Raw genomic sequence first — 18998 nt, forward strand, 5'->3', positions numbered from 1 at the left:
AACAGCAGGGGCAGAGAACCCTCCTCATAAACCTAAAAAATCGGTTAAATTTTGACCAGTTGCGCGCAGACAAAAAGGCGCCGCGCATTTGCTCATTAAGCTAAATCAAGGGCTTAAAAGTGGTGGGCAGCATGGTGGGCAAAGCAAAAATCACCATGCAAATAGCACAATAAGATACTGATTTTAAAATATTTTTAATTTTTAACCAACAAGAAGATCCAGAATATCGAATAAGCCCCGCGCCCCTCTTCTTTTTCAGAAACCGATATCCCGGTAATGCCGGGATACCTTCTCAATCGCGATCACATAAGCCGCCATGCGGTAATCGTCGATCTTCGGGTTGCTGTTACGGGTACGGATGATTTCCTGCAGGGCCAGTCGCATGGAGTCATCCAGGCCCGAACGCACCAGGTCGAACTCGTCGGCGCCACGGGCCAGCTCCTTGACGATATGTTCAGGCACCTTGGTATCGGTGGCCTGCTCAATGGCATCAATCACATGCTGACCGCGGGCTTCGTGGAAGCGCTTGTCCAGACGACCGAAGCGCACATGGTTCAGGTTACGGATCCATTCGAAATAGGAAACAATCACGCCGCCAGCGTTGCAATAGGCATCGGGTATGATTTCCACACCGCGCTCGCGGAGAATCCGGTCTGCTTCAAAGGTGACCGGCCCGTTGGCCGCTTCGGCGATCAGGCTGGCCTGAATGCGTGGCGCGTTTTCAGTGGTGATTACCCCTTCCAGGGCCGCCGGTATGAGAATGTCGCACTCTCTTTCCAGGGCCTTGATGCCATCTTCCAGATACTCGGCCCCGGGGAAGCCCTTCACCCCGCCGCTTTCGACGATGTGCTGACGCACCGCGCCCACATTCAACCCGTCCTCATTAATGATGGCGCCGTCACGTTCGATGATCGTTGTGATCAGACAGTCATCCTCGGTTTCCAGAAAGTGGGCAGCGTGATAACCCACATTCCCCAACCCCTGAACAATGACTCTTTTTCCGGACAGTGAACCGGAGAGCCCGGCACGCTTGATTTCTTCCGGGTGACGAAACAGCTCGCGCAGCGCGTATTGCACTCCCCGGCCAGTGGCTTCATTACGGCCACGCACGCCACCATGCTCCACCGGCTTGCCGGTCAACGCACCCATGTAATTGATGTCGTTGGGGAACATCTGCTTGTAGGTGTCCACCATCCAACCCATTTCCTGGGGGCCGGTGCCCATGTCCGGGGCCGGCACATTCTGGGATGGGCTCAGGTAGCCCTTGTTGATGAGTTCGCGGGCAAAGCGGCGGGTGATGGCTTCCAGCTGGTGGCGCTCGTATTTTTTCGGGTCGATCACCAGGCCGCCTTTCGAACCGCCGAAGGGCACATCGACGATGGCGCACTTGTAGGTCATCAGCGCTGCCAGCGCTTCCACTTCATCCTGATCCACAATCGGGGCGTAACGGATACCGCCCTTGGAAGGCAGCCGGTGATCACTATGGGTGGCGCGCCAGCCGGTGAAGATCTCGGCCTTGCCGTTGATCTCCACCGGAAAGGATACCTGCACCACGCTCTGGCACACCTTCATGGCATTACCCATCCCCGCATCAAGACCCATGATGCCGATGGCATGGTCCACCATATGCTCAACGCTTTCACGAAATGACATGCCCTGCTGGGCAAACTTGCTGTCGCTCATGGCTGCTCCGTCAGTCCTGTTGTTCTTGATAGAACCTGAACATTAGCAGCGCCTTCCCGGCAAGGGTGTTTGTGCTTTGTTATACCCTGTTAACGTGCACCAAAGTGCCAGTCAGCGCGGCACCGCCAGTACTGCAAAGGTGTCCCCCACATTCACTAAAGCCGGATGCCGGCGACCGATCAGCAGACCATCACAGGGGGCGTAATACTCCACCGGGGCTTCACCGGTACGTTCCAGGGAATGCACCCGGGCCAACACATCACCGGCACGAACGGCGTCCCCCAAAGCGACAGCAAATTCCAGCAGGCCACGATGTTCGCTGACCCGGTAATACTCACTGCCGGGAATCTCCAGCGCCTGCGAGGCCACCACCTCCGGATCACCGGGCAGGATGCCGGCGAAGCGCAGCAGGTTGTCCACCCCCGTTCCGCCAGCGCCACAGTCTCCGGCGTGGTAGTGCCGCCGCCGCGCAGTTCCGTGCTGACAAACACCTTACCGCCAGCCTCCACCACGCTGTCGTAGAGCACGTCGCCTTCCAGCTCGGCCATGAACAGCGTGTAGGGCGCACCAAAGGCGGTGGCGGCGGCCAGACAACGGGCTTCGAATTCCCGGTCGGCCATGCGGTGGGTGGCGGCAAAGGGCAACAGATCCAGGGTGCGGCCGCCGGAGTGAATATCCAGTGCCAGATCACATAGTGGCACCAGGTAGCGGGTGAGGTAATCGGCGATCTTTTCCGTCAGGGTGCCCGCCGGATTACCGGGAAAGGCCCGGTTCAGATTGCCGCCATCCAGCGGCGAAGTGCGGGAGCCATTAAGCACCGCGGGATGGTTGAGCATGGGCACGATAATCACGCGACAGGTGATCTGCTCAGGCTGCAACCGGTTGGCCAGTTTCAGCAGCGCGGTAATGCCTTCGTACTCGTCACCGTGATTGCCACCGGAGAGCAACGCCGTAGGCCCCTCACCGTTGCGCACCACGGTGATCGGGATCATTACATTGCCCCAAGCGGAGCCATCGTGGGAATGGGGCAGCTTGAGAAAACCGTGCTGAACGCCGTCACGGTCGAAGTCCACGGTGGCAGTGATGGGGCTGTCTTGCATAACGGCATCGGGTCCAGGGCTGGGAAGATTGGCGGGGGCATCTATCACGCCCCCGCCTTCTATAATGCGCGCTTTGCCGGGATGACGAACAGCGCAATGTTGCTCTGCCAGCAATACCGAAACGCGGCACCCTTCACCTCAGAAGTCGTCGGTTACCGCTCCTTCACTGGCGGAACCGACCAGGCGTGCATATTTTGCCAGCACACCGCGGGTATAACGCGGCGCCGGTTGCTGCCAGTTCGCTCGACGTTGCGCCAGCTCGGCATCGGACAGATCCACGACAAGGCTGTTGGCCTCGGCATCAATGGTGATGCGGTCACCGTCCTCGAGTAGCGCCAGCGGCCCGCCATCGAAGGCTTCCGGGGTCACATGACCGACCACGAAACCATGACTGCCGCCAGAAAAACGCCCGTCGGTGATCAGGGCGACGTCATTGCCCAAACCGCGCCCCATGATCGCCGAGGTGGGCGTCAGCATTTCCCGCATGCCCGGACCGCCGCGAGGCCCTTCGTAGCGAATCACCACCACATCGCCGGCTACCACAGTGCCGTCATTGATGCGCGCCTGGGCTTCCTCTTCCGAGCCGAACACCCGTGCCGAACCGGAAAAGTGGGTCCCTTCCTTGCCGGTGATCTTGGCCACCGCGCCTTCTGGGGCCAGGTTGCCGTAGAGAATGCGCAGGTGGCTTTCCGCTTTCAGCGGGGCGGACAACGGCGCGATGATGTCCTGCTCCGACGGATACGGCGCTACCTCGGCCAGATTCTCTGCCAGGGTGCGACCGGTGACGGTCAGGCAGTCGCCGTGCAGCAGACCGGCCTCCAGCAAGATTTTCATCAGCGGCTGAATGCCACCGATGGCGACCAGCTCGCTCATCATGTATTGGCCGCTGGGGCGCAGGTCCGCCAGCACCGGCACCCGCTTGCCGATGTCGGTAAAGTCGTCCAGCGACAGCGGCACCCCCACCGTGCGCGCCATACCCAGCAGATGCAGCACCGCATTGGTGGAGCCACCCAGGGCAATCACCACGGTGATGGCATTTTCAAAGGCCTCTCGAGTCATGATGTCGGAGGGTTTGATGTCATGTTCCAGCAGGTTCAATACCGCCGCACCGGCCCGCACGCAGTCTTCCCCCTTTTCTGCGGACACCGCGTTCTGTGCCGAGCTGCCGGGCAGGCTCATACCCAGCGCCTCAATGGCCGAGGCCATGGTATTGGCGGTGTACATGCCACCACAGGAACCCGGGCCGGGGATGGCGGTTTCTTCAATCTGCTTGAGCTCGATCAGATCCATGTCCCCGCGGGAATGGGCCCCCATGGCTTCGAACACGGAAACGATATCGGTATGGCCCTTACCCGGCAGGATAGTGCCGCCGTAGACAAACACACTGGGGCGGTCGAGCCGGGCCAGGCCGATCAGACAACCGGGCATGTTCTTGTCGCAGCCACCAATGGCTACCAACCCATCAAAGCCCTCACAGCCGGCTACCGTCTCAATGGAATCGGCAATCACCTCGCGGGACACCAGCGAATACTTCATGCCCTCGGTGCCGTTGGCGATGCCATCGGAAATGGTGATGGTATTGAATATCACCCCTTTACCACCGGCGCCGTCTGCCCCTTCACAGGCCCGCTCTGCCAGCTCGCCGATATGGCTATTACAGGGTGTCACCTGGCTCCAGGTGGAAGCGATGCCCACCTGTGGCTTGCGAAAGTCCTCGTCAGTAAAGCCCACTGCCCGCAACATGGCACGGCCGGCCGACTTGCCCGGGCCATCTACCACCTTCGATGAATGACGACGGCGTGGGTCGTCCTGGGTATCGCTCATAATCTCTCCTTATCCGGTGCCGGGAAGTGTCCGACTCATTCGTGGCGGGCTCGGCACAGCATTGCATACGGTAACCTGCCATGGCGCTGGCATCGAGTCGCATATGACGTGCCGCCTCCTTTACGCCTATAATGCGTCCTTTACCGGGATCGCGAACAGGACCGTCTTCACTATGGCCGACAAAGGCACGCTGTATATCATTTCCGCCCCGTCCGGCGCCGGCAAGACCAGCTTGGTGGCAGCACTTGTCGACAAGCTCGAGCAAGTGCGCATTTCTGTCTCCCACACCACACGCGCCATGCGTGCCGGGGAAGAAGACGGGGTGAACTACCACTTCACCGACCGCAACACCTTTGTCCAGCAAGTGGAAAAGGGGCGATTCCTGGAACACGCCGAAGTCTTTGGCAACCTCTACGGTACCAGCGCCGACTGGGTAGCCCAGACGCTACGGGGCGGCGAGGACGTAATTCTGGAGATCGATTGGCAGGGCGCCACCCAGATCCGCAAGCAGCTACCCGACTCGGTGAGCATCTTTATTCTGCCACCTTCCCTGGAAACCCTCGCCGAACGCCTGCGCGGCCGTGACACCGACGACGAGACGGTGATCCAGCAACGCCTGGACGGCGCCCAGGACGAGATGAGTCACTACGGCGAATTCGACTATCTGGTGGTGAACGACGATTTCCAGCGCGCCCTCTACGAACTGGAAGCCGTCCTGGAGGCCCGCCGGTTGATCACCGCCCGTCAGTCGGCGCGGCTGGCCGACACCCTGAGCAACCTGCTCGCGAAGCGGTAACCCGGCGAAACCATAGGGTAATGCCCGCCTTTCCGCCCTGCGGCAAGCCCTTCTGCTGGACTGGTCACCGATTCACCAGTAAAATCGCCCATTGCGAATTTCAGGCGCTGCCGACTTCGGCACCGCCACCCTGTAGGAGAACAGCATGGCCCGTGTAACCGTTGAAGACTGCCTGGAAAAACTGGACAACCGCTTTGAGCTGGTCCTGGTTGCTGGCAAGCGCTCCCGTCAACTGCAGACTGGCGGCAAAGAACCCCGCGTGGCCTGGGAAAACGACAAGCCCACCGTGGTCGCCCTGCGCGAAATCGCCGAAGGTCACGTGACCGCGGAATCCGTGGACAACCCGATCGCTGACCGCAGCGCCGACGTGGACGAGCTGGCCCTGCTGACTCAGTCCTTCGGCGAGTAACACTGTTTTCGGCAAGTGCCCGCCCGGGCGCTTGCCTGTATTTCCCCCTCTTTCTCTTCTGCTTTTCCTTTCCGACACCTGTCGGAAAATTGATTGCCCGTGACTATCGCGCTTGTCATAGACAAACCTCGCCCTCAAATCTAAGCTAAGGTTAATCCCTAATCATTACTCCGCCCCGGGCGTGACGAGGACTTTTGCCCACCATCCATAACCTGGAAAAACGGTTACGCAGTTATCTGGACGATGATCAGATCGCCCAGGTCGTACGCGCTTACCATTTTGCCGAGCAAGCGCACGAGGGGCAGTACCGCCGCACCGGGGACCCGTACATCACCCACCCGCTGGCCGTGGCCAACATCCTCACCGACATGCACATGGACCATTCTTCACTGATGGCTGCCATGCTGCACGACGTGATCGAGGACACCGGCATTACCAAGGAACAGCTGGCCGGGGAATTCAGCGAAGAAGTGGCCGAGCTGGTGGATGGCGTGTCCAAGATCGCCCAGATCAAGTTCGAGTCCAAGGCCGAGCAGCAGGCCGAAAACCTGCGCAAGATGATGCTGGCCATGACCCGGGACATCCGCGTCATTCTTATCAAGCTGGCAGACCGACTGCACAACATGCGCACCCTGCATGTCATGCGTGCTGAAAAACGCCGTCGCATCGCCACCGAGACGCTGGAGCTATACGCCCCCATCGCCTTCCGGCTGGGCATGTACAACATGCGGGTGGAGTACGAGGACCTGGCCTTCCACGCCATCTACCCCATGCGCGCACGCCTGATCGGCCAGGCGGTAAAGAAGGCCCGCGGCAACCGCAAGGAAATCCTCACCACCATAAAAGCCAGTCTCGAACACTGTCTGGAAGAGGAAGGCATCGAGGCAAGAGTACTGGGCCGCGAAAAACACCTGTTCAGCATCTACTCCAAGATGAAGGAACAGCACAAACCCTTTGCCGACATCATGGATGTGTTTGGTTTTCGCATCATCGTCGACCGGGTGGATACCTGTTACCGGGTGCTGGGTGCGGTGCACAACTACTTCACTCCGATCCCCGGCCGCTTCAAGGATTACATCGCCATTCCCAAGGCCAACGGCTACCAGTCCCTGCATACCACCCTCAAGGCGCGCTCCGGCATTCCCCTGGAAATGCAGATCCGCACCGAGGAAATGGAGGCCATGGCCAACAACGGCATCGCCGCCCACTGGCTGTACAAGGCCGACGACGAGCCCGGCTCGCCCACCCACAGTCGCACCCAGAGCTGGATGCAGCGGCTGCTTGAGCTGCAGCAGAAAGCCGGCAACTCCATGGAGTTCATCGAGAATGTGAAGGTGGACCTGTTCCCGGACGAAGCCTATGTGTTCACCCCCAAGGGCGACATCAAGGAACTGCCCGGCGGTGCCACCGCCGTGGACTTCGCTTATGCGGTGCATACCAAGGTGGGCAATCAGTGCGTGGCCGCCCGTATCGACGGCAAGCTGGCGGCGCTCTCCACCCCCTGGAATCCGGCCAGACGGTGAAAATCATCACCGCCCCCAACGCCACTCCCAACCCGGCCTGGCTCAACTTCGTGGTCACCGGCAAGGCGCGCACCAACATACGTCACTTCCTCAAACACCAGCGCCGCGAGGACGCCGTGGAGCTGGGTGAGCGACTGCTGGAAAAAGCGCTGCATTCCTATGACATCGGCATGGACGAGCTGCCCATCGAGCGAGTAGTCAGTGAGCTGGCCGGTAACGGCTATGTGGAACTGGACGAACTGCTGGAAGACATCGGCATGGGCAACCGCCTGGCGCCGCTGGTGGCCCGTAAACTGGCTGGCGCCCGCGATGATGACGAACGCCAGCACGAAGATGACCGTCGACCGCTGGCCATCCGTGGCAGCGAAGGGCTGATGGTCAGCTATGCCAAGTGTTGCCTGCCCCTGCCCGGCGACACCATCATCGGCCACCTGAGCGCCGGTCGCGGCATCGTGGTACACCGGGACACCTGCAAGAACCTGCTGGCGGAAATGCGCAACGCCCCGGAAAAATGCATCGCCCTGAGCTGGGATAAACAGGTGGAGCAAGAGTTCACCGCCGCCCTTCGCATCGAGCTGATCAACAAGCGCGGCGTGCTGGCTACCCTGGCCAACAGCGTTTCCGAGCTGGGCTCCAACATAGACACCATCGACATGGCGGAGAAGGACCCCACGCTCACCTCCCTCAACGTGACCATGACGGTAAAAGACCGCATCCACCTGGCCCGCATCATCAAGAAGCTACGCACGCTGGACAGTATTGTGCGGATCCACCGGCTTTGATAGCCACACCCGCCCTGTAGGAGGAGTTCCTCTTGAGGGGCGAACCGAATGGCCGGCTCGCATAGAGCCTGTGCCACGCTCTGATATTCCTGATCGCCCCCGGATCAAGTCCGGGGCAGGCTCTGCGGTCGATTTCCACGCTGACGCGTGGTTCGCCCCTCAAGAGGAGCTCCTACAGCGGCTTCGAAACAGCTCGGGGCAGCAAAAGCCTTGCTATCGCGCCGCCAGTGACGCTCCTGCAAACAGGCAGGCGCTTCCCATGTTGCGTGCGGGCCGGCTGCGTGCAAGCATAGCTCCTTTCCTGATTTCCGCCTGCCAGCGCTGCGGCGCTGACAGCTCAACCAAGTGAAGAACCGACCATGTCCAACCATTCCGTTATCAGCACCGACAAGGCGCCCCAGGCCATTGGCACCTATTCCCAGGCCATCAAGGCCGGCGCCACCGTTTACCTGTCCGGCCAGATCCCGTTGGTGCCTGACACCATGGAGCTGGTGGACGGCGATATGGAAGCGCAGATCGAACAGGTATTCAGCAACCTGACCGCCGTCTGCGAAGCCGCCGGCGGCACCCTGCAGGACATCGTCAAACTGAATATTTTCCTCACCGATCTGGGCCACTTTGCCCTGGTCAACGAGGTCATGGCGCGTCACTTCAAACAGCCATACCCAGCCCGGGCCGCAATCGGCGTGGCCGCTCTGCCCAAGGGCGCCGGGGTGGAAATGGACGGCATCATGGATATTGCATAACCGCCGCAACAGGCCGCATGCACCATGCAACACGCCCGCTACTCGCGGGCGTTTTTGTTACCAAACTCTCCTTCTCAGGGGGAAGACAGCAGCGCCTCAAAAGTGCACCATCTGGATATAACGTCATCCGACCCGGAGGGACTGCGATATGGACACCGCAACCCACGACCTACCCACCCTGTTTGCCCAGCTTGGTCTGGATAACAGCGATGCGGCCATCGAAGACTTCATCCATCAGTACGCCGGTACCCTGAAAGACAGCATGCATCTACATCAGGCGCCATTCTGGAACGATTCACAGGCGCGCTTTCTGGCAGATGCCATTCGCGAAGATGCAGACTGGGCTGAAGCGGTAGACAGCCTTAGTGCCCTGTTAAGACATTAGCGCTCACAGGCAATGGAGTGATGGCCAGGCACTGCCTGGTTACGCCAGTTGCAACACTCGGGCGATGCGGTCGAAGAAAAAACAGTAAACCAGCAGTGGTAAGGGCAGGCCCAGCAGCGAGCCAAGCAGGTAATCGCGGCGCCTTACCCCGCTCAATGCCAGGGTGTAGTTCAGGGCGGGCATGGTCTGGAACAAGAGCCGCAGCAACACCACACTGCGTACAGGATGCCGGTCCAAGCGGGCGAGAATCTTCCTTGCCAGAGGCCTGTCGATATCCCGCAGGGCACTACCGCCAACGCCCTGCACCACCTGAAATGTCACCAGGCAGGACACGCAGGCCGCCACAAAGGTGACCAGCCCGCCGGTCGCCGTGCCCAGCGCCAATATCGACGCCGCCAGAAACGGCCAGCCCGGCAACTGGATCAGGTTACCGATGGAAAACGCCAGCACAAACAGCAAGACGCCCACCACCAGATTGGCTTCCAGCAGCGCCCGCAAGGCAGGCAGGGAAAACTGCTCACGAAGGCCGTTGAGTTCCACAAGTAACAGTACTGTCACCAGCACAACGGCCAGCAGGATCAGTCGTCGATAACGCGTCATAGCAAGCGGCAAGGCCACATCCGAATTCCTGTCTCAAAGTCAGGATTCAGTGTAACCGATTGCCGGAAGGCAGGAACGTGAAGGGCCGCCAAGGGTTACAAGTTGCAACGTTCAACTTGAATCCTGAAACTCACCCCAGCGCCAATTCGGAATCGAGTACGGCCTGATAGCCTTCCGGTAACACATCCGCCCAGGCATCCAGGCCTTCACGCAGGCCTTCCAGGCTGTCCGCCACCAGATTGGCGTGGCCCAGCTTGCGACCCGGGCGCACCCCCTTGCCATACCAGTGCACCACACCCGGGTGCTGTAACCAGGCGCTTTCGAAGGGGGTACCGATCAGGTTCACCATGGCGGTGGGGCCATGCACGTTCAGCGCGTGCAGGGGCACCCCGGCCAGCGCGTGGACATGCAGGTCGAACTGGGACCAGTCGGCGCCTTCATGGGTCCAGTGACCGGAGTTGTGCACTCGCGGGGCAATTTCGTTGACCATCAGCTGGCCATCGGTTTCGAAGAATTCCACTGCCATCACACCGGCGTAATCCAGTTCTTCCATGATGCCCTTGAGCATCTTCTCCGCGGGCTTCTGCAAGTCTGCGCAGGCGGTGGCCGGCGCCAGGCTCAAGCGCAGGATGCCGTCCACATGCCAGTTGCGGGTGAGCGGGTAGAACAGGGTCTCGCCGCTGGTGCTGCGGGCACCGACAATGGACAGCTCGCGGCGGAAAGGGATCTTCTGTTCGATAATGGCCTTACCGGCCAGTTCGCCGGCAGGCACCGCGCTCAGATCACCACCTTCGCCGACGATCCAGGTTCCGCGTCCGTCATAACCGCCGGTGCGCGCCTTGACCACCACGCCGCCAAACTTCGCCACCGCCGCATCCAGATCGTCCGGCTGGTCCAGGGTCACCCAGGGGGCTGTGGGAATACCCAGCTTGTCGAGCATGGATTTCTGGGTAAAGCGATCGGGAATCACTTCCAAGGCACCGCGGGCCACGCAACGGTCGCTTTTTGCCAGCTCGGCGGACAGACCGGCTTCCGGGAAGGCTTCACGCTCCACGGTGATCACCGGGTAGCGCTCCTGGCACTCTTCCCAGCTGATCGGCACGGCCAGGTCCGAGGTACCGGGCAGCAGCAGCGCCCGCTCCGGATCGTAGCGATCTACTACCAGACCCAGACGCGCCGCCGCCTCTGCCATCATCAGGCCAAGCTGGCCACCACCGAGAACGAGCACACGATTCATCAGCCTTCACCCAGCTCGGCGTTAGCCAGCACATCGTCGGCGCGGGACGCTTTCCAGTCGGCGATCTTCTGCAACTGCTCCGGGTTGCCGGCGGCCAGCATCTGCGCCGCCAGCAGGCCTGCATTCCAGGCGCCGGCGGCGCCGATGGCCAGGGTGCCCACGGCCACGCCCTTGGGCATCTGCACGATGGACAACAGGCTGTCCCAGCCGGACAGGGTGCGGCTTTTCACCGGCACGCCCAGTACCGGCAGCGGGGTCAGGGACGCAATCATCCCGGGCAGGTGAGCGGCGCCACCGGCACCGGCAATGATCACCTGATAGCCATTGTCGTGGGCGCTTTTGGCGAAGTCATACATGCGCTGGGGGGTCCGGTGGGCAGACACCACTTCCGCCTTCCAGCCCACACCGAACTGGGTCAAGGCGTCACAGGCTTCTTTCATGGTTTCCCAATCGGACTGGGAGCCCATTACCACGGCAACCGGTGTGCTCATTCGCTTCACTCCATCGCGCCCACCACGGGCTTTTGCGGGCTCTGGGCCCGCCACAGAAAAAATTGAGGCGCACACTTTACTAGCGCGTACGCGGGAGGCAAGTCCGCTTTAGGGGCAGAGAATCGTTAACAGTGAACAGCGAATCGATAAAAGAGAAAAATAAGTTTTAAATTCAACTGGTTACCGATATTTTGAGCACTTTCCCCCGGTTTTGATGGATCGCGCCGTTTATCGGCTGATCAGGGTGGCGCAGGTTGGGTTGAGTGCAGCGAAACCCAACATCACAACCAGAGATCGGTCAAACGCCCGGTATTGCTGGGTTTCGCTGCACTCAACCCAACCTGCGCGGTTTTCCATTTTCAACGTTTAACTTGCCGCTCTTTTTCCGCCAGCACCTGGCTGTACCCATCCTGATAACCCGGATAGCGCAGGGTGTAATGCCCCTGGCGAATGTACTGGCTGCGGATCCGCTTGCCAGCGGGCGCGTCATCGGGCACCGCCAGGGTCAGTCCCTGTTGCTGAGCCAGCCATTGCAGCACGTCCAGATTGCGGCCGCCCACGTTGTCGGTGCCGATCACCAATGGCGGCATTTCCTGCCCCGCCAACCAGCCATCGGCCACCTGCTTCAGCAGGCCAACGCAATCGTCCCGATGAATGCGATTGGTCCACTGGGCGGAAGGCAGTGCTTCCTCGCCGCGAGCGAGACGGGCCGCCTTGTCGATCTGGCGATAGCGACCTGGCCCGTAGATGCCAGAGAAGCGCACCACCGTGCAATGGGAGCGGATGCTGAGTTCCTCTTCCGCCGCCAGCAACACCTTGCCGTTGTAGCGAGACGGCGTTGGCGGCGTAAGCTCGTCGACGTCTCCCTCAACGTCACCGAAGACCGCCGTGCTGGAAACAAAAACCACTGGTGGCAACGGCTGCTGCGCGGCCAGGGCATCCAGCAGCGTCTGTGGCGCCCGCACATAGGCCTTCAGATAACCTTCCTCGCTGAACTCAGACGGCGTCATGATGATAATAACCAGATCCACTGGATCCGGAGGCAACATGGCAGCGCCTGCGAGCAAATCCTGGCTGTATAGCTCCACACCGGAGGGACAGTGGCTGCCCCGTCGAATGGCGCTGACCCGATGACCCTCGGCCAGAAACTGCTCCGCCAGGCCGGTCCCCAGGTCACCCAGGCCGGCAATCAGAATGTGGGACATAAATGCAAAACCAATTAATAGTTAATAGTGAATAGTTAACAACCACAAACGCCCTTAAGGGGCGTCTGCCATGCCGCAGCCCACTCCCTTTTTCGCGAGCTATTAACTATTCACTGTTAACTATTCACTGCCTTATTTTCTAGGCACAATGATCAGTAATTGAATTAGCGAATCAGTGCCATGACATTAACAGAACTACGCTATCTCGTCGCCCTGGCGCGGGAACGCCATTTTGGTCACGCCGCCCAGGCCTGCAACGTGAGCCAACCCACCCTCAGTGCAGCCATCAAAAAGCTGGAAGACCAGCTCGGCATGCCGCTGTTCGAACGTCGCCCCCGGGAAGTCGTGGTGACACCCCAGGCGGGGCCCATTGTGGCGCAGGCCCAACGGGTTCTGGAACAGGCAGACCTGCTGACGCAGATGGCCATGAGCCAGCAGGATCAACTGGGGTCGCCACTACGGGTCGGCGCCATTTTTACTGTGGCACCCTATCTGTTCCCCACCATGGTGCCAAAGGTACGCGCGGCGGCACCGGAAATGCCTTTGTTCATCGAAGAAAACTATACCCACGTGCTGCGTCGCAAGCTGGAACAGGGCGACCTGGACGCCATTATCGTCGCACTGCCCTTCTCCGGTGGCGGGTTGGTACGGGCACGCATGTACGAGGAATCGTTCTCGGTGCTGTTGCCCGGCGACCACCCCTGGACCAGCCAGACAGAAATCGCGCCGGAGCAACTGCTGGATGAAACCTTGCTGCTGCTGGGCGAAGGCCACTGCTTCCGCGATCAGGTGCTGGAGCTGTGCCCGGCCATCGACTCCCAGCGCCAGCGCAATCTGGTACAAATTGAAGGCGGCTCCCTGGAAACCCTTCGCCATATGGTGGCCAGCGGCCTGGGTATCACCGTGTTGCCCAACTCGGCGCTCCACCAGCATGGCTATGACAAGGCGACTTTCGCGGTTCGCCCCTTCAAGGCCCCGGTCCCGGCGCGAACCATTGCCCTGATCTGGCGCGACAGCTTCCCGCGGCCGAAAGCCATCGAGGTACTGCGCCAGGCGGTGCCAAAGGAAGGGCTGGCGGGCTAACGATGGGCTGGACGATCTCTCCCTGTAGGAGCACCTCTCGAGGTGCGAACCTGTTTGAAGACGATCCCAAAAGTACCGTTCGCACCTCGAGAGGTGCTTCTACAGCGGCGCAGTATCATGGCCAGTGACAGTCTTTCCGCCCTGCCCATCACCCGCCTGAAAGGCGTCGGGCCCGCTGCTGCCGAAAAACTCACGAAACTGGGCCTGCACAATCTGGAAGATGTGCTGTTCCATCTGCCATTCCGCTACGAAGACCGCACCCGCATCACCCCCATCGGCAGCCTGCGCCCGGAAACCGGGGTCGTCATCGAAGGAGAAGTGATGGCGGCGGATGTGGTGTTCGGACGCCGACGCTCGTTGCTGTGCAAGGTGGCCGATGGCACCGGCATGGTGACCCTGCGTTTTTATCATTTCAGCGCCGCGCAGAAGAACAACATGGAACGGGGGAAGCCCATTCGCGTGTATGGCGAACCGCGCCCCGGGGCCGCCGGGCTGGAGTTTTATCACCCCGAATATCAAATCGGCACCAGCCTGCCACCACTGGAAAAAGCACTGACCCCTGTCTACCCCACCACCGAAGGCGTCAGCCAGAAACTGTTGCGCAACCTGGCCGCTCAGGCCCTGCAGTACCTGCAGGGTCACCCGCCGGCGGAACTGATTCCCGGCAATCTGCTTGATCAACGCGGCCTGCCGTCACTCACCGAGGCGCTGACCAAGCTGCACAACCCGCGCCCGGATGACCCGGTCAACCTGCTACTGGACGGCAAGCACCCGGCGGTAAAGCGACTGGTCATGGAAGAGATGGTGGCCCACCAGCTGGGCATGCTGCAGAAACGGGCCGGCCAGAAAGCCTTCCACGCCCCGCGCCTGCACGCGGATGATTTATTCGAACAACTGCAGGCCAGCCTGCCCTTCACCCTCACCGGAGCCCAGCAGCGAGTGATTGGAGAATTGCTTGGCGATATGGGCAAGCCCCACCCCATGCTGCGGCTGGTCCAGGGGGATGTGGGTTCGGGTAAGACCCTGGTCGCCGCCGCGGCGGCGCTGGCCGCGATCGAATCCGGCTACCAGGTGGCGCTGATGGCACCCACGGAACTGCTTGCCGAACAGCACCGGGACAACTTCCACCACTGGCTCGCGCCGCTGGGCATCGAGGTGCACTGGCTGGCAGGCAGCCTGGGGGCCAAGGCCCGCCGGGACACCCAAGCGGCGCTGGCAGATGGCCACGCCCCTATCGTGGTCGGTACCCACGCCCTGTTCCAGGAAGCCGTACAGTTCCATCGCCTGGGCCTGACCATCATCGATGAACAACACCGCTTTGGCGTACAGCAACGCCTGGCCCTGCGCGAAAAAGGCCGCTTCGATACCCGCCACGGCATCCAGGTGCCCCACCAGCTGGTGCTCACCGCCACGCCAATTCCCCGCACCCTGGCCATGAGCGTCTATGGCGATCTGGATACGTCGGTGATCGATGAAATGCCCCCCGGCCGTAAACCCATCGACACCCTGGTGCTGCCGGAAGGACGCCGCCCCCAGGTGATTGAGCGCATCAACGACGCCTGCCAGCAGGGTACCCAGGCCTACTGGGTCTGCCCGCTGATTGAGGAATCCGAGGAAATCCAGGCCAGGGCGGCGGAGGCCTCTTTTGAGGAATTGCAGACCGCCCTGCCCGATCTCACCGTGGAACTGGTACACGGCCGCATGAAGGCAAAAGAGAAGGCCGAACGCATGGCCCGGTTTGCCAGCGGTGAGGCCCAGTTACTGGTGGCCACCACCGTGATCGAAGTGGGCGTGGATGTGCCCAACGCCACCCTGATGGTAATGGAAAATGCGGAACGGCTGGGCTTGGCCCAGCTCCATCAGCTGCGCGGTCGAGTGGGCCGGGGCGGCGAGCAAAGCTACTGCCTGTTGCTCTACCAGACGCCCCTGTCGCTCACCGCCAAACGGCGCCTGGCGGTGATGCGCGACACCACCGACGGCTTCGTGATTGCCGAAGAAGACCTGAAACTGCGTGGCCCCGGCGAATGGCTGGGCACCCGCCAGACCGGCGACATGGCATTCCGCATTGCTGACCTGATGCGCGATGAAGCGCTGATGGAGCCTGCCCGGGACGTGGCAGACAATCTGTTGCAACATTGCCCGGGAAGCGTGGAGCCGCTACTGCGACGCTGGCTCAAGGGCGGGCAGGATTACGCGGATATCTGAGCCCCCATTCATTGTCAGGTATAGCGGATCGGCCGGGAACGTCCAGGATCACCCCCACCCAAGCGCCACCACCACTACCCCCACAGGCAGAAAGTCCTCTATCCGGATTGCACGGCACGACGGCCTCTGCCGGCAAGACCCTGACAACGCTGTCAGCCATTATTTAAAACGCTTTTTTATCTGCCGACGCTAGTGAATCAGAGAGTCGAGGCGTACTATCGCCGCCGCCTTCCACATGCAGCCAGACGGGTGCGGAAGGATTCACACTTCCAGGCAGCAACTGTCTGATTTAACAGGGAGAAAGACAATGGCAAAAGGCCCCAAACCGCTGCGCAACTGGGCGGCAATGGATCCGCTGATGCGTAAGGGCGGCGCTCATCAATCCGCCAGGGAACAGACCCGGCCCCGTATGGACTGGCGCCAGGCGCTGGACGAATTCGAGGACCTGCAGGTCCGTCAGGAACCGGAAGATAACGAGGGGCTGCAAGGCCCCTCTTTTTTTGCATCGCAAAACGGCGACTTTCACCAGCGCCCTGATGGTTTATGTCATTGTCGCTAGCGAGCATCGGATTACCCTTGTAGAACTTGCCAGTTCTACTACGAGATCGCCAATGACCGAAAAACGTATTCTTGTCACCGGCGCCACCGGTGCCCAGGGCGGCGCCCTGATCCCTCTCCTGATGGAGCAAGGCTTTCAGGTTCGCGCCCTCACTCGTAACCCGGACAAGCCCTCCGCCCAGGCACTGGCCCGCAAAGGCGCGGAAGTCGTGGCCGGCGACCTGGATGACGGCGTATCGCTGCAGCTGGCCTGCCAGGACTGCTACGGTGTTTTTGCGCTACAGAATTTTTGGGAAAAAGGCGTGGGCTACCAGCGCGAGATCGACCAGGGCATCCGCCTGGCCGATGCCGCGGCGGCCGCCGGCGTTCAGCATTTCCTGCAAACCTCTGTGGCCGGGTGCGAGGAAGCCGGCAATGTGCTGCATTTCGCCAGCAAGTGGGAAATCGAGCAGCACATCGAAAAACTCGCCCTGCCATTCACCATGCTGCGCGAAGTGTTCTTCATGGAGAACTTCTTCGAGCCAGTGATGGGCAACAAGGGCAAGAAGGCCATCAACCCGGCTCTGGTACTGGCTACTCTGGACGGCTGCCTGAAAAAGGATGTGCCTTTCCACATGGTCACCGTTAACGATATTGCCCGCGCCAGTGCCGAGATCTTTGCCAACCCGGAAAAATTCATCGGCAGCAAACCCGATCTGGCCAGCGATGTGCTGACCGTAGCCGAGATGAAAACCATCTACCGGGACGTTACCGGCAAGCGACCGCTGCCGTTCAGTATTCCGCTTTGGGCACTGCGCATGACCAATGCAGAAGCCGCCCGCCAATATGTCTGGAACAACACCGTGCGCTGGCGCTTCGATATGGAAGCGGTACGCAAGGACTTTCCGTTCCTGACATCCTTCGAGACTTTCCTGCGGCAGCGATCCGCCGCCGTCTGACACAATGAGGAGCCCTATGCCCAGCATTCACGCAGACCATCACTATACTCATGACGCCGATACGGTATGGCACCGGATTCGAGGTTTTGGCGATCTGAAAAGCTGGTTACCTGGTGTCACCGACTGTTCGGTAACCGGCACCGGCGTGGGAGCTACTCGTACCGTCAGCATGGCCACAGGGGGGCAGGTCATTGAAGAACTGGTTGCCTACGACGAGGCCTCCAGGCGGTTTTCCTACCGCATTGTGGCAGCGCCGGGAGTACGGGAAGAAAACCGTTTTGTAGCCACGGTCAGCGTGAGGCCTGTCGACAAGGGCTGCCGGGTAACCTGGCAGGCTGACTTTGATGCGGCAGACACACCACCGGAAAAGCTGGAAGCAGCCAGGCAAGGGGGCGAACAGATGTACCGGTTCTGCCTTTCCCATCTGGCCACTTTACTGGACAGCTAATCAGGGCTCACAAATCCATGCCTTGGCACTGTCCACGTCATCACCGGCAAAGACCTTTACCTCTATGGAAGGCAACAGCTTGTCCGCCAGCAGCGCCAGACGGCGCATCCAGTCCCGGTCGGTGACCACGGCCTCGCGTTCGAATTGTTGCCAGTGGCGCAAACCGAACTTCAGGTCCTGGAAAAGGGCATCCATGGCGACACCACCAAAGGTCTCCATTTCCGCGTAGAAGCGCACCTTGTCGTGCTTGGCCAGCGCCGCTTCCAGGGCTTCTGCCACTGCATCGAACTCCGGGCGGGTGATCTTGCCGGAAATTCTTGCACCAACCACGCGATCATCGTCAAACGGAATGAGTGTCAGCATGCCTGCCCCTCCTTGTGTGCCGCTCGGCCCTCATTGTTCCTCGGGGTTATCCGTGCCTTCAGCCACGGGCGCATTCAACGCCTGCCAGCTCTGTTTGGCGGCTTCCCAGCCCTGGGAAAATTTTACCTTGGCGGCTTCCCAGTTGTCCGCACCGGCCTGCTGCAGTGCCTGGTAACGGGTTTCCAGCTCTGCGCGTTGCTCTTTCAGCGCTGCCATGGCGGATTGTTTGTCCAGCCGAGCCTGCTGGGAAAGCTCTTTCCAGCCGCTATCAATTTCGCTCTGCAGCAGCGTGATCTGCCGATCCAGATCATCCAGCGCATGGCGGGCAGTGCGCATGGCATCGTTTTTCTGTTCCACCGTGAATTCCTGAATATCTTCCAGGGTGTCTTCCATCTGCACGGCGACTTTATCCGGGTCCGGGGTTTTCACATTGGGCACCCCTTGGGTGTCCGCCCAGGAGGTAGCGGTGGTTACCAGCATGAATGCGGCGGCAGCGAGTAAACGGTGTGTCATCGGAGCACTCCTTGTATTGCCTGTTAATGCCTGTCACCCGGTAGGACAAGCAGAACGCAGGAAATGCTCCTTAGGAGATGAAAAATGAGGTAAAACGGGGCCTGAACTG

The 18998-nt window shown here is 60.6% G+C and carries 17 protein-coding genes and 2 pseudogenes; 10 read left to right on the top strand and 9 right to left on the bottom strand.

Features of this window, described 5'->3' with window-relative positions:
- Positions 1-255 precede the first annotated feature (255 nt).
- The 3 genes and pseudogenes from ACMG4M_RS00110 to ilvD all read right to left on the bottom strand — a co-directional run bounded on the left by ACMG4M_RS00110 (position 256) and on the right by ilvD (position 4607).
- On the bottom strand, positions 256-1683 hold the full coding sequence (locus tag ACMG4M_RS00110; protein ID WP_414430477.1) for a Glu/Leu/Phe/Val family dehydrogenase: 1428 nt from the start codon (positions 1681-1683) through the stop codon (positions 256-258).
- Between the two features lie 111 nt (positions 1684-1794).
- Positions 1795-2783: pseudogene (gene doeB / locus ACMG4M_RS00115) on the bottom strand (N(2)-acetyl-L-2,4-diaminobutanoate deacetylase DoeB).
- Between the two features lie 138 nt (positions 2784-2921).
- A complete protein-coding gene (ilvD, locus tag ACMG4M_RS00120) occupies positions 2922-4607 on the bottom strand; it encodes a dihydroxy-acid dehydratase (RefSeq protein ID WP_035249869.1) in 1686 nt (561 codons plus the stop codon).
- A gap of 172 nt (positions 4608-4779) precedes the next feature.
- On the opposite strand from ilvD, the gene gmk reads away from it, so the two are divergent.
- The 5 genes and pseudogenes from gmk to ACMG4M_RS00145 all read left to right on the top strand — a co-directional run bounded on the left by gmk (position 4780) and on the right by ACMG4M_RS00145 (position 9248).
- A complete protein-coding gene (gmk, locus tag ACMG4M_RS00125) occupies positions 4780-5403 on the top strand; it encodes a guanylate kinase (RefSeq protein WP_272962800.1) in 624 nt (207 codons plus the stop codon).
- 145 nt (positions 5404-5548) lie between these two features.
- Positions 5549-5812 carry a DNA-directed RNA polymerase subunit omega gene (rpoZ, locus tag ACMG4M_RS00130; RefSeq protein WP_035249864.1) on the top strand — a complete coding sequence of 88 codons (264 nt, stop codon included), beginning with the start codon at positions 5549-5551 and terminating at the stop codon, positions 5810-5812.
- 194 nt (positions 5813-6006) lie between these two features.
- Positions 6007-8117 (top strand): annotated as a pseudogene (gene spoT, locus ACMG4M_RS00135) (bifunctional GTP diphosphokinase/guanosine-3',5'-bis pyrophosphate 3'-pyrophosphohydrolase).
- A 359-nt stretch (positions 8118-8476) separates the two neighbouring features.
- Positions 8477-8863: a RidA family protein gene (locus ACMG4M_RS00140; protein ID WP_035249861.1), complete on the top strand. Its 387-nt coding sequence runs from the start codon at positions 8477-8479 to the stop codon at positions 8861-8863.
- A gap of 148 nt (positions 8864-9011) precedes the next feature.
- Complete coding sequence (locus tag ACMG4M_RS00145; RefSeq protein ID WP_035249858.1) at positions 9012-9248, top strand: DUF2789 domain-containing protein; 237 nt, start codon at positions 9012-9014, stop codon at positions 9246-9248.
- Between the two features lie 39 nt (positions 9249-9287).
- Here the strand turns inward: ACMG4M_RS00145 and ACMG4M_RS00150 are convergent, their stop codons facing one another.
- The 4 genes from ACMG4M_RS00150 to ACMG4M_RS00165 form a co-directional block, all read right to left on the bottom strand.
- Positions 9288-9866 (bottom strand): VTT domain-containing protein, encoded by a 579-nt coding sequence (locus ACMG4M_RS00150; protein ID WP_414430478.1) that lies wholly within the window; start codon positions 9864-9866, stop codon positions 9288-9290.
- 112 nt (positions 9867-9978) lie between these two features.
- Positions 9979-11085: a 5-(carboxyamino)imidazole ribonucleotide synthase gene (locus ACMG4M_RS00155; protein WP_035249855.1), complete on the bottom strand. Its 1107-nt coding sequence runs from the start codon at positions 11083-11085 to the stop codon at positions 9979-9981.
- The gene (purE, locus tag ACMG4M_RS00160) at positions 11085-11576 is read right to left on the bottom strand and encodes a 5-(carboxyamino)imidazole ribonucleotide mutase (protein ID WP_035249853.1); all 492 of its coding nucleotides are present in this window, start codon (positions 11574-11576) and stop codon (positions 11085-11087) included. The genes ACMG4M_RS00155 and purE overlap by 1 nt, the downstream gene beginning before the upstream one ends.
- Before the next feature lie 359 nt (positions 11577-11935).
- Positions 11936-12781 (bottom strand): NAD-dependent epimerase/dehydratase family protein, encoded by an 846-nt coding sequence (locus tag ACMG4M_RS00165; RefSeq protein WP_035249849.1) that lies wholly within the window; start codon positions 12779-12781, stop codon positions 11936-11938.
- A gap of 180 nt (positions 12782-12961) precedes the next feature.
- On the opposite strand from ACMG4M_RS00165, the gene ACMG4M_RS00170 reads away from it, so the two are divergent.
- From ACMG4M_RS00170 to ACMG4M_RS00190, 5 genes are all read left to right on the top strand, one after another.
- Positions 12962-13864 (top strand): hydrogen peroxide-inducible genes activator, encoded by a 903-nt coding sequence (locus ACMG4M_RS00170; protein ID WP_035249847.1) that lies wholly within the window; start codon positions 12962-12964, stop codon positions 13862-13864.
- Positions 13865-13981: 117 nt separating this feature from the next.
- Positions 13982-16069, top strand: coding sequence for an ATP-dependent DNA helicase RecG (recG, locus tag ACMG4M_RS00175; RefSeq protein WP_414430479.1), 2088 nt, complete (start codon positions 13982-13984; stop codon positions 16067-16069).
- 307 nt (positions 16070-16376) lie between these two features.
- Positions 16377-16628 carry a hypothetical protein gene (locus tag ACMG4M_RS00180; RefSeq protein ID WP_272962805.1) on the top strand — a complete coding sequence of 84 codons (252 nt, stop codon included), beginning with the start codon at positions 16377-16379 and terminating at the stop codon, positions 16626-16628.
- Between the two features lie 52 nt (positions 16629-16680).
- Positions 16681-17565, top strand: a complete 885-nt coding sequence (locus tag ACMG4M_RS00185) for an NmrA/HSCARG family protein (RefSeq protein WP_414430480.1) — start codon at positions 16681-16683, stop codon at positions 17563-17565.
- 16 nt (positions 17566-17581) lie between these two features.
- On the top strand, positions 17582-18013 hold the full coding sequence (locus tag ACMG4M_RS00190) for an SRPBCC family protein (protein ID WP_052043063.1): 432 nt from the start codon (positions 17582-17584) through the stop codon (positions 18011-18013).
- On the opposite strand, the gene ACMG4M_RS00195 is transcribed toward ACMG4M_RS00190, so the two are convergent.
- Both ACMG4M_RS00195 and ACMG4M_RS00200 read right to left on the bottom strand, forming a co-directional pair.
- Positions 18014-18376: an STAS/SEC14 domain-containing protein gene (locus tag ACMG4M_RS00195; protein WP_052043061.1), complete on the bottom strand. Its 363-nt coding sequence runs from the start codon at positions 18374-18376 to the stop codon at positions 18014-18016.
- Between the two features lie 30 nt (positions 18377-18406).
- Positions 18407-18889, bottom strand: coding sequence for a hypothetical protein (locus tag ACMG4M_RS00200; RefSeq protein WP_035249839.1), 483 nt, complete (start codon positions 18887-18889; stop codon positions 18407-18409).
- Positions 18890-18998 lie beyond the last annotated feature (109 nt).

Source organism: Alcanivorax sp. IL3, from assembly GCF_047495465.1.
In the GTDB taxonomy this organism is placed as follows: domain Bacteria; phylum Pseudomonadota; class Gammaproteobacteria; order Pseudomonadales; family Alcanivoracaceae; genus Alcanivorax; species Alcanivorax jadensis.

What these genes read in the sequence shown, in the direction of transcription:
- ACMG4M_RS00110 (WP_414430477.1), bottom strand. Translation starts at nt 1,683, where the DNA reads ATGAGCGACAGCAAGTTTGCCCAGCAGGGCATGTCATTTCGTGAAAGC.
- ilvD (WP_035249869.1), bottom strand. Translation starts at nt 4,607, where the DNA reads ATGAGCGATACCCAGGACGACCCACGCCGTCGTCATTCATCGAAGGTG.
- gmk (WP_272962800.1), top strand. Translation starts at nt 4,780, where the DNA reads ATGGCCGACAAAGGCACGCTGTATATCATTTCCGCCCCGTCCGGCGCC.
- rpoZ (WP_035249864.1), top strand. Translation starts at nt 5,549, where the DNA reads ATGGCCCGTGTAACCGTTGAAGACTGCCTGGAAAAACTGGACAACCGC.
- ACMG4M_RS00140 (WP_035249861.1), top strand. Translation starts at nt 8,477, where the DNA reads ATGTCCAACCATTCCGTTATCAGCACCGACAAGGCGCCCCAGGCCATT.
- ACMG4M_RS00145 (WP_035249858.1), top strand. Translation starts at nt 9,012, where the DNA reads ATGGACACCGCAACCCACGACCTACCCACCCTGTTTGCCCAGCTTGGT.
- ACMG4M_RS00155 (WP_035249855.1), bottom strand. Translation starts at nt 11,085, where the DNA reads ATGAATCGTGTGCTCGTTCTCGGTGGTGGCCAGCTTGGCCTGATGATG.
- purE (WP_035249853.1), bottom strand. Translation starts at nt 11,576, where the DNA reads ATGAGCACACCGGTTGCCGTGGTAATGGGCTCCCAGTCCGATTGGGAA.
- ACMG4M_RS00165 (WP_035249849.1), bottom strand. Translation starts at nt 12,781, where the DNA reads ATGTCCCACATTCTGATTGCCGGCCTGGGTGACCTGGGGACCGGCCTG.
- ACMG4M_RS00170 (WP_035249847.1), top strand. Translation starts at nt 12,962, where the DNA reads ATGACATTAACAGAACTACGCTATCTCGTCGCCCTGGCGCGGGAACGC.
- recG (WP_414430479.1), top strand. Translation starts at nt 13,982, where the DNA reads ATGGCCAGTGACAGTCTTTCCGCCCTGCCCATCACCCGCCTGAAAGGC.
- ACMG4M_RS00180 (WP_272962805.1), top strand. Translation starts at nt 16,377, where the DNA reads ATGGCAAAAGGCCCCAAACCGCTGCGCAACTGGGCGGCAATGGATCCG.
- ACMG4M_RS00185 (WP_414430480.1), top strand. Translation starts at nt 16,681, where the DNA reads ATGACCGAAAAACGTATTCTTGTCACCGGCGCCACCGGTGCCCAGGGC.
- ACMG4M_RS00190 (WP_052043063.1), top strand. Translation starts at nt 17,582, where the DNA reads ATGCCCAGCATTCACGCAGACCATCACTATACTCATGACGCCGATACG.
- ACMG4M_RS00195 (WP_052043061.1), bottom strand. Translation starts at nt 18,376, where the DNA reads ATGCTGACACTCATTCCGTTTGACGATGATCGCGTGGTTGGTGCAAGA.
- ACMG4M_RS00200 (WP_035249839.1), bottom strand. Translation starts at nt 18,889, where the DNA reads ATGACACACCGTTTACTCGCTGCCGCCGCATTCATGCTGGTAACCACC.